Annotated in this window: 18 protein-coding genes; 6 read left to right on the top strand and 12 right to left on the bottom strand. The window is 45.3% G+C overall.

Annotation, left to right across the window (positions count from 1 at the left end):
* Positions 1-149 precede the first annotated feature (149 nt).
* Positions 150-1,358, bottom strand: coding sequence for an acetyl-CoA C-acetyltransferase (locus tag A3735_RS13400; protein WP_068511130.1), 1,209 nt, complete (start codon positions 1,356-1,358; stop codon positions 150-152).
* A 276-nt stretch (positions 1,359-1,634) separates the two neighbouring features.
* Positions 1,635-2,747, bottom strand: a complete 1,113-nt coding sequence (zapE, locus tag A3735_RS13405; RefSeq protein ID WP_068511131.1) for a cell division protein ZapE — start codon at positions 2,745-2,747, stop codon at positions 1,635-1,637.
* A gap of 232 nt (positions 2,748-2,979) precedes the next feature.
* Between zapE and A3735_RS13410 the strand changes: the two genes are divergently transcribed.
* On the top strand, positions 2,980-3,477 hold the full coding sequence (locus A3735_RS13410) for a YhcB family protein (protein WP_068642351.1): 498 nt from the start codon (positions 2,980-2,982) through the stop codon (positions 3,475-3,477).
* A gap of 4 nt (positions 3,478-3,481) precedes the next feature.
* Here the strand turns inward: A3735_RS13410 and A3735_RS13415 are convergent, their stop codons facing one another.
* The 10 genes from A3735_RS13415 to A3735_RS13460 all read right to left on the bottom strand — a co-directional run bounded on the left by A3735_RS13415 (position 3,482) and on the right by A3735_RS13460 (position 11,285).
* Positions 3,482-4,243 carry a Nif3-like dinuclear metal center hexameric protein gene (locus A3735_RS13415; protein ID WP_068511135.1) on the bottom strand — a complete coding sequence of 254 codons (762 nt, stop codon included), beginning with the start codon at positions 4,241-4,243 and terminating at the stop codon, positions 3,482-3,484.
* Positions 4,244-4,258: 15 nt separating this feature from the next.
* On the bottom strand, positions 4,259-5,563 hold the full coding sequence (gene hisD, locus A3735_RS13420) for a histidinol dehydrogenase (RefSeq protein WP_369808150.1): 1,305 nt from the start codon (positions 5,561-5,563) through the stop codon (positions 4,259-4,261).
* Between the two features lie 48 nt (positions 5,564-5,611).
* Complete coding sequence (gene hisG, locus A3735_RS13425; RefSeq protein ID WP_068511138.1) at positions 5,612-6,244, bottom strand: ATP phosphoribosyltransferase; 633 nt, start codon at positions 6,242-6,244, stop codon at positions 5,612-5,614.
* A gap of 26 nt (positions 6,245-6,270) precedes the next feature.
* Positions 6,271-7,533 (bottom strand): UDP-N-acetylglucosamine 1-carboxyvinyltransferase, encoded by a 1,263-nt coding sequence (gene murA, locus A3735_RS13430; RefSeq protein ID WP_068511140.1) that lies wholly within the window; start codon positions 7,531-7,533, stop codon positions 6,271-6,273.
* Positions 7,534-7,593: 60 nt separating this feature from the next.
* On the bottom strand, positions 7,594-7,833 hold the full coding sequence (locus tag A3735_RS13435; RefSeq protein ID WP_068511143.1) for a BolA family protein: 240 nt from the start codon (positions 7,831-7,833) through the stop codon (positions 7,594-7,596).
* Positions 7,834-8,054: 221 nt separating this feature from the next.
* The gene (locus A3735_RS13440) at positions 8,055-8,378 is read right to left on the bottom strand and encodes a lipid asymmetry maintenance protein MlaB (protein WP_068511145.1); all 324 of its coding nucleotides are present in this window, start codon (positions 8,376-8,378) and stop codon (positions 8,055-8,057) included.
* A 1-nt stretch (position 8,379) separates the two neighbouring features.
* A complete protein-coding gene (locus A3735_RS13445; RefSeq protein ID WP_068511147.1) occupies positions 8,380-9,099 on the bottom strand; it encodes a phospholipid-binding protein MlaC in 720 nt (239 codons plus the stop codon).
* 71 nt (positions 9,100-9,170) lie between these two features.
* Positions 9,171-9,629, bottom strand: coding sequence for an outer membrane lipid asymmetry maintenance protein MlaD (gene mlaD / locus A3735_RS13450; protein WP_068509377.1), 459 nt, complete (start codon positions 9,627-9,629; stop codon positions 9,171-9,173).
* 46 nt (positions 9,630-9,675) lie between these two features.
* Positions 9,676-10,458 carry a lipid asymmetry maintenance ABC transporter permease subunit MlaE gene (mlaE, locus tag A3735_RS13455; protein ID WP_068511149.1) on the bottom strand — a complete coding sequence of 261 codons (783 nt, stop codon included), beginning with the start codon at positions 10,456-10,458 and terminating at the stop codon, positions 9,676-9,678.
* 32 nt (positions 10,459-10,490) lie between these two features.
* Positions 10,491-11,285 (bottom strand): ABC transporter ATP-binding protein, encoded by a 795-nt coding sequence (locus A3735_RS13460; protein ID WP_197475971.1) that lies wholly within the window; start codon positions 11,283-11,285, stop codon positions 10,491-10,493.
* A gap of 249 nt (positions 11,286-11,534) precedes the next feature.
* Between A3735_RS13460 and A3735_RS13465 the strand changes: the two genes are divergently transcribed.
* The 5 genes from A3735_RS13465 to lptB form a co-directional block, all read left to right on the top strand.
* Entirely contained in the window at positions 11,535-12,512 is a 978-nt protein-coding gene (locus tag A3735_RS13465; RefSeq protein ID WP_068511153.1) for a calcium/sodium antiporter, read from the top strand.
* A gap of 45 nt (positions 12,513-12,557) precedes the next feature.
* Entirely contained in the window at positions 12,558-13,100 is a 543-nt protein-coding gene (locus A3735_RS13470) for an HAD family hydrolase (protein WP_068511157.1), read from the top strand.
* 18 nt (positions 13,101-13,118) lie between these two features.
* Positions 13,119-13,688 (top strand): LPS export ABC transporter periplasmic protein LptC, encoded by a 570-nt coding sequence (gene lptC, locus A3735_RS13475; RefSeq protein ID WP_068511160.1) that lies wholly within the window; start codon positions 13,119-13,121, stop codon positions 13,686-13,688.
* On the top strand, positions 13,672-14,280 hold the full coding sequence (gene lptA, locus A3735_RS13480; RefSeq protein ID WP_068511162.1) for a lipopolysaccharide transport periplasmic protein LptA: 609 nt from the start codon (positions 13,672-13,674) through the stop codon (positions 14,278-14,280). Before lptC ends, lptA begins: the two co-directional genes overlap by 17 nt.
* A 12-nt stretch (positions 14,281-14,292) precedes the next feature.
* Positions 14,293-14,830, top strand: a 538-nt coding sequence (gene lptB, locus A3735_RS13485) for an LPS export ABC transporter ATP-binding protein (RefSeq protein WP_068638161.1), incomplete at its 3' end; no start/stop codon positions are given.

The following is a 14,830-nucleotide window of genomic DNA, read 5'->3' on the forward strand; positions in this document are numbered from 1 at the left end:
CTGCTGCGCATAAGGAGTCTGTAAATTCCTGGTCCATTAAGTTGGCACCGGAATTGGGCTTATCAAGAATTAAGTGAACGATATTATCTTGATCTTTTTCTACAATCACTGAACTCGTGTTGTTATTTATACTCACGGCCGTTCTCCTCTTAAACTCTTTCGATAATCGTTGCGATACCCATGCCACCGCCGACACACAAGGTCGCTAGACCAGTCTTTAAGTCACGCGCTTCGAGCTCATCTAGTAACGTACCCAAAATGATTGCGCCTGTTGCGCCTAAAGGGTGACCCATCGCGATTGAACCGCCATTAACATTTACTTTTTCTTCACTCACTTCTAGTTCGTCCATAAAGCGCATGACCACAGAGGCGAATGCTTCGTTCACCTCGAACAAGTCGATGTCCTTAACGTCCATGCCAGCTACTTTAAGTGCTTTTCGTGCAGCGGGCGCAGGACCTGTGAGCATAATCGTCGGGTCAGTTCCAACAACAGCTGTAGAAACAATACGAGCCCGTGGTTCCATACCGAATTTTTTACCAGCAGCCTCACTACCAATTAAGACAGCTGCAGCACCATCAACAATACCCGAGGAGTTACCAGGTGAATGGATGTGATTGATTGACTCAACTTGCGGATAACGCTGACGAGCAACACCGTCAAAGCCCATCTCGCCCATCATCTGGAACGAAGCTTTTAACTTACCCAAGGTCTCCATGGATGCATCCGCCCGAACCAACTCATCGTTCGCTAAAATTTCGATACCATTACGATCAACGACCGGCACCACAGATTTTTCGAAAGAGCCGCGTTCCCAAGCCGCCGCTGCTTTATGATGCGAACGCATAGCAAAGGCATCGACGTCTTCACGGGAGTATCCACCCAAGGTAGCGATCAAATCTGCACCAATGCCCTGCGGCATAAAACCCGTTTTAAAGTTCGTTTCGGGGTCCATTGCCCAAGCACCACCATCGCTCCCCATCGGGACTCGTGACATAGACTCGATACCCCCAGCGACCACGAGATTTTCCCAACCTGAACGAATCTTCATTGCAGCGGTGTTAACCGCCTCGAGCCCCGATGCGCAAAAGCGATTAAGGACAACACCTGCAACATCATCATTCCATCCTGCAGCCAATGCTGCAGTTTTTGCGATATCAGCACCTTGGTCGCCAACAGCGGTAACGCAGCCCATGACGATATCGTCAACCTCAGCTGTATCGAAACCATTGCGCTGTTGAAGAGCGTTTAATAAATCTGAAAGAAGTGTTACCGGTTTTACTTCATGAAGAGCGCCGCTCGCTTTACCTCGGCCCCGAGGTGTGCGAATCGCGTCAAATATTAGGGCTTCATTTGTCATTGTACTTATCCTATAAAATTTGTTCGTCCATTGAATGGAAAACGCATTATTAGGATAGCTGGCTAAGCGAAGGTCTCAATGATATTTCATAGCAATAAAGTTGATCATTTATTGCAAGCTTAGAAAGGGTCTACAGAAAACGCCGACTTTATAGGGGCAATAGCGTATCTATTTCTGTAGGCAGGGGGCTCGCTCCCTCGCAATGAATCTGTATGGTGTCTGCCCGAAGCCAAACCGCCTGCGAGTCGAGGAAGGCTCTGCCTACATTGAGCATTATTAAGCTTTATGCGCCTGTTCTAGATATTCGTGACTTTGCATTTCTAACAAACGGCTTTCTGTACGTTCGAACTCAAAGCTAAGTTTGCCGCCCTGGTAAATTTCATGGATAGGCGCTTCAGCAGAGATAATCACCTTAACGCTGCGGTCATAAAATTCATCAACCATATTGATAAAGCGCCTCGCCTGATCATCTGTATCGATACTCATCTGAGGGACGTTACTCACGATCACTGCGTGAAATTCTCTTGCGATCTCAATGTAGTCATTCTGGCTTCTAGGTCCATCGCAAAGCTCGGAAAATGTAAACCAAACAACATCGTCAGCGTGCCGTAGCGCTTTAAGAGGGCGACCATTAATCTCAAGCTCTAGCTCGTGTGAACCTGCTTCAACAGCGAGCTGTTTAAAGTATTTATCCAAATTGATATCGGCTTGTGCGTCTAAAGGAAAATGATAAAGCTCAGCCTGCTCAAGTGTACGTAAGCGGTAATCGTTACCGCCATCAACATTCACAACCTCGGTGTACTTGTTAACAAGATCGATAGCAGGCAGAAAGCGATCACGCTGTAGGCCATCCTTGTATAAACCATCTGGAACAATGTTTGAAGTACATACAAGGGAAACACCGTTCGCAAAAAGCTCTTGCATTAAACCGCCAAGAATCATTGCATCACCGATATCGGAAACAAAAAACTCGTCGAAGCAAATTATACGGGCCTCATCACTCAACTTCTTCGCAACGATATGCAATGGGTTCTTTTCGCCTTCAAGCGTAGTCAGCTCCTGGTGAACCCTTTGCATAAAGCGATGGAAGTGAATGCGCATTTTTTGCTCAAAAGGCAGGCTTTCATAGAAGTTATCCATTAGATAAGTTTTACCACGACCCACCCCGCCCCAGAAGTAAAGCCCTTTGACAGGCTCTGGCTTCTTTTTAGAAAACTTGTTAAACCACTTCCCGGCTAAGCGCTTGCGCTCTGCTTCATCTGAAATTAGATTTTCATACAGCGTTTGCAGTCTATCTACCGCCATTTTCTGTGCAGGGTCTTTAACGAAACCTTCCTTTTGCAAATCTTGTAAATAACGTTGCAAGGGAGAGAGCGGTAAAGACGACATATTCGAAAAATCCTAATACGAGTAAAACTAACTCTGGAAGCTTTTCTGTGAAACTTTTTTCAGAGGCCTAAAAAAGCGGCTATTTTGAGGCTTGTTGCCGCCTAGGTCAATTTTCGATTAAAAAACTATTTGCTATTGTCTTCAGACTAAAGAGGTTTTAGTATCAATCTATTATATTTTAGTTTTTTATATAACTAACATTTCTAGTTAGCCATAAGAGTGAGAGTAGTCTGTGAGCGAAACAATGATTCAACTTCTGTCGGGTGTGGGTCTGTTCTTTTTAGGCATTGTCGTGGGAGCGGTCTTTCATCGATCTGTCCAAGGCGAAGCAAGTAAGAATAAACGTTTGGAACAAAAATTAGCCGAGCTACAGGCTCGTCATGAAAAGTACCAGGCTGAGGTCAGTGAACACTTTATGGATACCGCGCAAGCTGTACACACCCTCAATAAAAGCTACCGAGAGGTGCATGAGCAGCTCGCCAAAGGCGCAAGCCGCTTGTGCAATGAAGAGCAAGCTGAAGATTTTCTCGCAATCGGCCAATCTAACGCAAGTACTGATAGTGCTGCACAGAAACCCCGCGCTGAAGTTTACACACCACCTATGGACTATGCTCCAAAGAATAGCGACGCCGACACAGGCACACTGTCAGAAACTTATGGCATTACTAAAAAAGAAGTTAGCTCGGAGCAAGAAGAAGAGCTGCTTGTTAAAGAGCCACCAAGAATCTAGGCCATTAAACTGGATTATCGATATCGATAAACTCAAACTCGATATCAAACTTTTCCTGTAAATGTTGCCCAAGTGCTTGAATCCCCCCTTTCTCGGTCGCATGATGGCCTGCGGCGAAATAGGCGACCCCGGTTTCTCTTGCGACGTGAACGGTTGGCTCGGATATCTCACCACTTAGGTAAGCATCAAGGTTCTGACTCACTGCAAGGTCAATCATCCCCTGGGCTGCACCAGTACAAAACCCAATATTCTGTATTAACCGGTTAGGCTCACCAACAAACTCGCATTGGCGACCTAGCTTGTTAGTCACATGCTCGGAAAACTGCTCAACTGTTACCGCCTTATCTAAGCGACCAACCTGCCCCACAGAACGCGGGTTTCCGAGTTCCAGTGGCCCCGTTATATCGATACCAAGACGCAGCGCGAGCTGAGCGTTATTTCCACACTCTGCATGAATATCGACAGGTAGGTGGTAAGCTAAGAGACTAATGTCGTTGACAAGTAACTGCTTAATTCTCTTTTTCTTAATACCCGTAATAGGCTGAGCTTCACCTTTCCAAAAGTAACCATGATGAACCAAAATAGCACAAGCATTCTGCTCTACTGCCGCATCTATTAATGCTTGGGAGGCGGTTACTCCACCAACGATTCGCTTAACAGAAGCTCGACCTTCTACCTGGATACCGTTCGGGCAATAGTCCTTAATCTTATCAACCGATAAATATTGCTGAAGATAGGTACTCAATTCTTGTAAGTTAACCGACATGATTACGGACCTAAGCTACTTGATGCGATATTCAGCGGAACGAGCGTGGGCTGTCAATCCTTCACCACGAGCAAGTACCGATGCCACCTTCCCTAACTCACTTGCACCCTCTGCTGAGAAGTGCAAAATCGAAGAGCGTTTCTGGAAATCGTACACACCTAGAGGCGAAGAAAAGCGTGCAGTTCCAGAAGTTGGTAATACATGGTTAGGTCCAGCACAATAGTCACCAAGCGCTTCGGCGGTATAGCGGCCCATAAAGATTGCGCCTGCATGGCGAATCTCTGTCAACAAGGCATCGGGATCTTCTACTGATAACTCCAGGTGCTCAGGTGCTATCAGGTTGCTAACATGAGCCGCTTGGCTCAGAGAGTCGACCTTAATGAATGCTGCCCTGGATACCAGCGATGCTGTGATTATTTCCTCACGCTCCATCGTTGGCAACAATTTGCTAATACTGGCTTCAACCTGATCTAAAAACTGCTCGTCTTGTGATATCAAAATAGGCTGAGCGTTTTCATCATGCTCTGCCTGTGAAAACAGGTCCATTGCAATCCAGTCTGGGTCAGTTTTCCCATCGCAAATCACAAGAATCTCTGAAGGACCGGCAATCATATCAATACCAACGGTACCAAATACTTCTCGCTTGGCGGTCGCCACAAAAATATTTCCTGGCCCAACAATTTTGTCGACTGCTGGAACAGTCGCTGTACCGTAAGCTAAGGCTGCAACCGCTTGAGCCCCCCCAATAGTGAAGACACGGTCGACGCCGGAAAGCGCCGCAGCTGCCAATACAAGCTCGTTAACTTCACCCTTAGGTGTTGGCACCACCATGATGACCTCAGGCACACCTGCTACCTTTGCAGGAATAGCATTCATCAAAACAGACGAAGGATAAGCCGCTTTACCACCTGGCACATACAAACCTGCCTTATCAAGTGGTACTACTCGCTGGCCAAGGCGCGTGCCATCCACTTCAGTAAAGTCCCAAGAACCCTGATTCTGTTTTTCGTGATAGCCTTTTACCCGCTGTGCAGAGATCTCCAAAGCCTGCTTTTGATCGGTAGGTAGGCTTTGAAGCGCTTCCATTAAGCGTGCCTTTGGAATCTCTAGCTCAGAGGCACTTCCAACACTCAAACCATCAAACTTAGAAGTGTATTTAACCAAGGCATCGTCGCCAGTAGATTTAACGTCATCCAGAATCGTTTTGACCGTCGCATGAACGTCATGATCAAGCTGATCATCCCATGCAACCAATTGCTTTACAGCAGCTTCAAAATTATCATCAGTACTGGATAAACGTTTAATATCTACCATTGAGATTTTCCTGTGTTAATAGTCATAACTCACCGAAGGTCAGCTTTGATAGCTTTATTTAACGGCTTTCTTCATTTTTTCAATAATTGGTTGAATTTGTGCGTGCTTCATTTTCATTGACGCACGATTCACAACAAGACGAGTTGTAATATCAGGGTGAATCATTTCCCTTGGCTCTAAGCCATTTGCTTTTAGGGTATTTCCGGTATCGACGATATCGACAATTTCATCAGCTAAATCTAATAGGGGCGCCAACTCCATCGCCCCATACAGCTTGATGATGTCAGTCTGAATACCTTGCTGCGAATAGAATGCTTTAGCCAGGTTTACAAACTTAGTGGCAACACGAATTCTTCCCTTAGGGCTAACACTACCTTTTTTCGCAGCAGTCATTAACTTGCATTTGGCAATACCTAAATCTAATGGCTCGTATAGGCCATCCGCGCCATGTTCCATTAGGACATCTTTTCCGGTAACACCGATATCTGCGCCGCCGAATTGAACATATGAAGGCACATCGGTGGCCCGGAGAATAATCATTTTCACATTCTCTACAGTGGTATCAAAAATCAGCTTTCGACTACTGGTGACATCTTCTAGCGGCTCGATTCCAGCCTCTTTAATCAGCGGAAGCGTCTCTTTCAAGATGCGCCCTTTTGACAAAGCAATTATTAGATTCTCTGACATAATTTTTTACTCTTAAACTTCACCGTCTAACTAGGCAGGCGCTTTATTTTTGCACCCAGTAGCTGCAGTTTTTCTTCAATGCATTCGTAACCACGATCAACATGGTAAATACGATCAACAAGCGTATCACCTTTCGCAACAAGCCCCGCAATTACCAATGAAGCAGAGGCACGAAGGTCAGTTGCCATAATAGGCGCAGCATGTAATTGCTCAACCCCGGTAATGATCGCAGTGTTGCCTTCGAGCTTAACGTCAGCCCCCATGCGCATTAACTCGTGAATATGCATAAAACGGTTTTCAAATACTGTTTCTGTAATTGAACCTGTGCCTTCTGCTACGCAATTCATCGATGCAAACTGTGCCTGCATATCAGTTGGAAACCCGGGATAAGGTGCAGTTTTCACTGATACAGCTTTAGGGCGCTTACCCTTCATATCCAGCTCAATCCAGTCTTTCCCTGTGGTAATGTGTGCCCCGGCTTCCTTAAGCTTGACCAGAACTGCTTCCAACAAATCAGCACGTGTGTCTTTAAGCTTTACGCGGCCACAGGTCGCAGCGGCAGCACAAAGGTAAGTACCTGTTTCAATACGATCTGGCAGCACGTCATAATGACAACCTTTTAAGGATGCAACGCCATTAATTTCAATCGTTGCGGTACCGTGACCTTTAACATCAGCTCCCATCGCATTCAGACACTCACCCAAGTCAACGACTTCAGGTTCTCGTGCAGCGTTATTCAGGATGGTTTTACCCTCAGCCAAAGCGGCAGCCATCATCAGGTTTTCAGTACCCGTTACAGTTACCGTATCAAGAAAGATGTTTGCACCTTTAAGCCGACCATTGCTAGAAGCTCTAATATAGCCATCTTCGACCTGTATATCGGCCCCCATTGCTTCGAGACCGCGCAGGTGCAAGTCCACTGGTCGACTTCCTATCGCACAACCTCCAGGCAAAGATACTTCCGCCCGACCGAAATGAGCAAGCAAAGGTCCAAGTACCAAAATAGACGCTCGCATGGTTTTAACCAGCTCATAAGGAGCAGTTAGTTCTTTAATAGTTGACGCATTTATCTCGACACTCATTTTTTCGTCGATCGTCAACTCAACCCCCATGCGTCCCATCAACTCAATCATCGTCGTGACGTCGTGTAAATGAGGAAGATTGCCAACAGTAACGGGTTCATCAGCCAACAAAGCTGCAGCCAGAATGGGCAAAGCTGCATTCTTAGCGCCAGAGATACGAATATCACCGTCAAGCTTTACACCACCACCAATTAATAACTTATCCACGATAAGCATCCTTCTATGTATTTGTTAAATTTGTCTACTGAGATATGCCTAAACAAAAGACTAAGCTTTTTCAGCCCACTCTTGGGGAGTATAGGTTTTGATGATGACCGCGTGTATCGTCCCATCAATTATATATTTATTAAGGCATGCGTAGATTAGCTGCTGTTTTTTTACGGGGCTTAGGCCAGCGAAGACCTCGCCTATCGCTGTAACCTGGTAGTGATAACCGTCAGACTCTACCCTTACTTCGACATCGTCCATTTGATCAAGAATTAGCTTTTCAACTTCTGATGCTTGCATACTCGCCCACTACCCAGTTAATTAATGATTGAAAAATAATAATATCGCTACACATGACAAAAAGGCATGCGTAAAAAGGCGGTATCATACAGGAATCGCAGAAGGGACTAAAGCCGCTTTATTACAAAGCATGCAAGAATAACGAGCAATATAGCCTTAATAAAAGACCAAGCTCTAGACACTAATTAGAGAGCAAAAGGCTAAGCAGATCCACCAGAGAGCTATTCAGCGCCCGCCAAGATCGATTCAACACCACCAACGCGCGCCATATTAAACAAATATTCAGGAAGATTGACATAAGATAATACGCAAGAGTGCTTGTTAGCGGCACGTAAACCACTCAGCAGAATGGCCACGACAATACTACTGACACTCTCTACGCCAGATACATCAATTTTAACAGACTTGTGTTCCGAGGAAGACTCCTGAACAAAGCTCAGAAGCAATGATTTTGCCTCACGAGCCTCACGCTCTGATAACGAACCAGCAAGTGATGCTTCAAGCATATCGCCCTGACTACCTTCCTTGCGTGAAATAGATATCACCTTAGGCACCCTCGGCTACAGAAGCCGTTTCTGGCTTAGTAATGATAATATCAGTACCGTCAGGTTTCTTAATATCTAGGTCGACACTCCACCCATCAATAACTAAGTCGAGGTCGCCTTTGCTTTTCCTATATTGAAGAGCAAAACGATCCCTGAAGGCCAAACCAACGTTGACACCGAAAACAATTACGTTTTCCATCAGCCACTGATTTTCTTTATTTAAATACATCGAATAAGCAACCGGCAGCACAGTGCCATTATCTGTTATCACTTGCATATCAACCACAGCTTTCTTATCACTACGGCTATTAAGCTTGGCTTTTGTTACTTTGATATCAAAGACACCACTTTCCACCAATGTTTTGGTATAGGTCGTATACAAACTATCTTTAAAAACCGAAACAAATCGATTTTTTTGTTCCTTAGAAGCCCTGCGGCCATACTTTCCCATGACACGTGCAGCGATACGACGAAAGTCCACTATTTTATTTAGTGCACCATCCATACTCGCTAAAAAGCGCTCTGGATCAGTTTCGTAGTATTCCCTTTCTACCTTAAATAATTCCAACACTTCAGTAACATTTTTCTCAACAGTCAGCCTGATTTCTTCAGACTCCAGACCCTGACTTGCGGTCGTGGTCGCTGCGTAAGATACTTGAGCTGCTGCAATACCAAGCGCCAAAACCAGCCAAAGAGTAACCAACTTAAATGCTTTATTCATAACGTTAAATTCTTATCAAATAAAAGTGAACCAGATTAGGAACTACCCAAAACTAGTCATTACACCATTAATTAGAGATCTATCTGGCCCGAGGCGAACGCACCAATAATTTTCTCTAAATTCATCGCAGACTGCGTATCAAAAATGGTATCGCCGTCTTTCAATAGCTCTTCTTCCCCACCAACACTGAGATCAACATACTTCTCTCCCAGTAAACCGGCCGTCTGAATCGATGCGACACTATCTGCTGACAGCTGATCAACAGATGAATATATTTCCATCTCTACCAGCGCTGTGTAAGACTGCTCATCAAGACTGATCCCGCTAACCTTTCCAACCGTTACACCAGATAATGACACCCGTCCTCTAACAGCGAGACCGCCTAGGTCGTCAAATTGGGCATATATTTTGTAGGTATCACGCGCCGAATCGCTTGTTAAACCACTCACTTGTATTGCCAAAAACGCCAAGGCAGCGAATCCGGCTATCATAAATACCCCTACAGCCGCTTCTATTGTTCTCTCATACATATGACGTCATTTTCCCTAAAAAGTTTAGTTTATTTTAAATAATTGTTTAGAAAGAGCTAAACATTACCGCTGTTAGTAGGAAGTCCAAGCCAAGCACCGCTAGCGATGAATATACGACGGTTTTAGTGGTAGCTATACTAATCCCTTCTGATGTAGGAATACTATCGTATCCTTGGAACACTGCTATCCATGTACAGACCAATCCAAACACAACACTCTTGATAATGCCATTTACAATATCTTCACGAAACTCTACCGAGCCCTGCATATTAGCCCAAAACGACCCCTCGTAAACACCCAACCAGTCTACGCCAACGAGCAAACCGCCAAAAACACCAACCATACTAAAGATTGCAGCCAGAAGCGGCATCGAGATAAAACCAGCCCACAAGCGAGGTGCAATAACGCGCTTTAAGGGGTCAACACCCATCATTTCCATACTACTGAGCTGCTCGGTAGCCTTCATCAGGCCAATTTCTGCCGTTAAAGCTGAACCTGCGCGGCCAGCGAACAGTAACGCTGTCACCACCGGCCCCAGCTCTCTAACCAGTGTTAAGGCAACCATCTGCCCAACAGCTTGTTCTGAACCATAATCGACGAGAATGCTGTAGCCCTGTAAAGCAAGCACCATACCGATAAACAAGCCGGATACAATAATAATAACAAGCGACAACACTCCGACGTGATATAACTGTTTGACCAGAAGGCGAAAGCCTTTGAGGTTTGGCGTTAAACCGAAAATAGCACGGAGCAAGAAAATCCCCGAACGCCCCATCGCCGCCCAAAAATCTATTCCCTTACGTCCATATTGAACAAAAAAATCAATCACTAAGCTAATCTCACACTTGAAGGAACTATGGGCTACCCTAACAATTCGCTACGAAAATCTGTAGCCGGGTAATGAAAAGGAACAGGGCCATCAGGCAAACCGTTAAGAAACTGCTTTACCAGCGGAGAGCCTGAGGTTTTTAGCTCCTCTGGAGAACCTTCACCAATGACAACACCGTCAGCCAAGATTACAGCATGATCACAGATGCTTAGGGACTCTGTAATATCATGCGAAACCAGCACGCTCGTTAAGCCTAATGCATCATTAAGCAAGCGAATCAATTGAACCAGCACTCCCATCGCAATAGGGTCCTGACCTGCAAAAGGTTCATCATACAAAATTAATTCGGGGTCCAAAGCAATGGTTCTTGCCAGGGCAACTCGCCGCGTCATCCCGCCCGACAACTCAGAGGGCATCATCTCTCTTGTGCCTCGCAAGCCCACGGCATGGAGCTTCATCAAGACAATATCTCGAATGATATCCTCAGGCAGATTAGTATGTTCGCGAAGAGGGAAAGCAACATTCTCATAAACACTCAGATCGGAGAATAGCGCTCCACTTTGAAAGAGCATTCCCATTTTCTGACGAGCTTCAAACAAATCTTTACGCTTAAGCTTGCTAACATCGACTCCGTCAACCAGTATCTCACCACTTACAGGCCGTAACTGACCACCGATCAATCTCAGCAGAGTAGTCTTTCCGGTTCCACTAGGCCCCATTATTGCGGTAACTTTTCCACGAGGGATATGCAAGGTCGCACCATTGAAAATACTTCGATGCCCTCTGACAAAATGGAGATTATTAATTGTTATATATGAATCCAAGATAGATTATCCCTAAACCTAGTAAATTCGCCACCGACTGACGCATTGCTTGGCTATTTAAACAAAGCTGCCTCATAGAGCCAAGGAAATTTAGCAATTTATTTGTACTTAATTCTCATCTTCATCAAATTGCTTTGCAATTACAAATTGGACATAATCACTTGCTTGCAATACCTGGCGATATCTTCACTAATAGGTATACTAAGGCCCTTCATTACACCCCTAGAAAAAACATTGATTAGATACTAACCTATGCTTCTATTTTCTTTAGCAATTATCCTCGGGCTTATTGTTCTTATTTGGAGTGCTGACCGATTCGTCAGTGGCGCCGTCGCTACAGCGCTCAACCTTGGCATGACACCGATGATGATCGGCTTAACAGTTGTTGCCTTCGGCACCTCAGCTCCCGAATTAATTGTTTCAGGTACTGCAGCACTAGACAATGCAAGTCACCTTGCGGTAGGAAATGCGATCGGTTCGAATATCGCAAACATTGCCCTAGTACTTGGCGCAACAGCACTGGTCTCGGCCATCCCCCTTAAAAAGGCAATTCTGAAGGTTGAGTTCCCGGTACTCATGGTCGCGACTTTCTTGGCCACCCTATTACTCAGTGACGGCATGCTGGATGCACTCGACGGTGTTGCACTATCTATAATTTTGTTTATTTCACTCATTGCTCTCGCCAAACTTCAAAACGCACCCGCGGGAGAAATCGATGAAATAGAAGACAGCAGATCCATCTCTGCAAAAAAAGCCTACATTCTTCTAGCTATAAGTATTGCTCTATTGCTCGCCAGTTCAAAGCTTTTGGTTTGGGGGGCAGTTGGCATCGCTACCGAGCTCGGCGTGAGCAAAATCATCATCGGCTTAACGATTGTTGCCATTGGAACCAGCCTACCCGAACTTGCAGCCTCCATTGCAAGCGCCCTTAAAGGCCATCACGACCTTGCCTTGGGAAACATTATCGGCTCAAACTTGTTTAATCTATTAGCAGTGCTAGCAATTCCTGCATTTCTTCACCCAATCTCACAGGGTGGCATCCCGATTAGTGAAGAGACACTATTCCGAGACTACGCTCTCATGTTTGCCCTGACCTTCGGGCTCGCTGCCATGGTTTATATCAAGCACGCAACCAAGAAGAACAGCCTTGGACCGGTAGCCGGCACGCTATTACTTGCTATCTATGGTGGCTACCTTTATGTATTGTACGAACAAACTGTACTTGCCTAGTTACAACACCTTCAACTTCACAACTAAGACTTTAGGGCCACCAACATGACTTTTAACGCACTTCCAAAAAACATTGCAGATAAAGCAGCCAGTATTAAACTCGTCGCACTCGATGTTGACGGCGTCATGACTAGCGGCAGTGTTTATTTCTCTGCACAAGGAGACGAACTAAAAGCCTTTAATATTCTTGATGGCCAAGGAATTAAAGCACTAATGAAGCATGATATCGAAGTCGCTATTATCACAGGTCGAACCTCAGCACTAACGGCGAGGCGCGCAAAAGACCTTGGCATTAAAAACATCCTTCAAGGAAGAGAAGACAAAAAAATTGCCCTAGGTGAAATTAGCGAAGAACTCGGTATTTCCTTTGACCAAATATGTTACGTGGGCGATGACTTACCTGACTTATCTGCAATCACCAGCGTGCAGCTAGGCATCACAGTTCCCAATGCGCATAGCCTTATTAAAAAGCATGCAGCACATTGCACTCAAACCCCTGGCGGCCAAGGTGCTGTCCGTGAAGTTTCTGACCTTATCCTGGAAGCTAAAGGACTTCTGGAAGCGTACCACCAGAGCTATTTATCTTAGACTCAAAACAGGCTATTTATGCTTAACCCGAGCCATTACAGACCTTTAATCATTGCCCTAGCCTGCCTTGCACTGGGTCTAATTTTATTTTCTGAAGAAAAGATAAAAGATACCCAAAAAAGCGCATCAGAAGCAGGTACAGACAGGCCCGCTGCATTCGTCGAAGGCGCAAGATTTACGCTATATGATGACAAAGGCTTCTCAACCAACTTACAAAGTAAAAGCGCATTATTTTACGCACAATCTGACCAAATCGATATCGAGCACATTGAGGCGACACTCTCAAATGAACAGGGAGAAATAATTCAACTTAGTGCCAACAATGGTGAAATCCAGCCAGACAGCGATACACTAATGCTTTCCGGAAATGTCATCATCGAGCAGATTATCCCCAGCGATAAAACATGGAGCATTGAAAGCGATCAAATATCGATAGACCGAAAACAGGCCTTTATCTCATCAAACCAAGCCGTTACCATTAGGAAAGATCAAAGCGTCATTCAAGCAACCGGCTTAAACGGCTGGCTTAATGAAAAACGCATTGAACTCCTTAGCAATGTCAGAGGACAGTATGCCTTCAATAAATAGCTTGCTCCGTGCCACCCTGTTAACCCTTTTGCCTGCTTTTTGTTTTGCAATCGACCCGAGCAGTAAACTTCCAATATCCATAGAGTCAGACCAGGCTAGCCTTGACGACCAGAATGGCACGTCAACCTATACCGGCAATGTCATAATCTCCCAAGGTTTATCTCGCCTAGAAGCAGATAATATTTCTGTAAAGGCGACAAATCGCAGCATTACAACCATCCAGGCCTCTGGCCAGCCAGCACACTTTGTACAACAAGTAAGCGCCGATAGCCCGAACACTCATGGCTATGGCAGCTCTATTACTTATATTGCAAAAGACAACTTGTTACGTTTTTCCGGCCAAGCTAAGTTAGTACAACAAGACAACTCCTTTTCAGGTGAAGAAATAGAGTACGACATTGTACGAAGAGCTATACGCGCCAAGGGAGATCAGACCCAAGGGTCTCGAGTTAAAATTCATTACTACCCTAATGCCGAGACCGCATCGGAAAATACTGAAGTGCCACTAATAAAAGGTTCTCCAGAAAACGAAAACAAACTGCCACTCGAACCTGCTCCAAATGCCGAGTCCGGTGCCGAGCAAAAGCAATAGACCTGAGCAACAATGAAAACTTTAAAAGCAGAAAACCTAGCCAAGGCCTATGATAAACGCCAAATAGTTAAAGATGTTTCCCTGACTATCAACAGCGGTGAAGTGATCGGGCTGCTCGGCCCTAACGGTGCTGGTAAAACCACTTGTTTCTATATGATTGTAGGCCTGGTTAAGCATGATAAAGGCAAGATATCAGTTAATGATACCGACCTATCATCCATGGCTATGCATGATAGGGCACGAAACGGTGTCGGCTACCTGCCCCAGGAAGCTTCAATATTTAGAAAGTTAAGTGTTCGAGACAATATCCTGGCGGTACTAGAGATTAGAAAAGATCTTTCTCGCAGCGAAAGGCGACAAAGAATGGAAGCCTTACTCGAAGAGTTTCACATCACTCACATCAAAGATAGTCTTGGCATGGCCTTGTCAGGCGGTGAACGTAGGCGAGTGGAAATAGCCAGAGCTTTAGCAATGGAGCCTGACTTCATTCTACTCGATGAGCCCTTCGCAGGTGTCGACCCAATATCGGTCAACGACATCAAGTCAATCG

The sequence above is a fragment of the Oleiphilus sp. HI0061 genome (assembly GCF_001635675.1).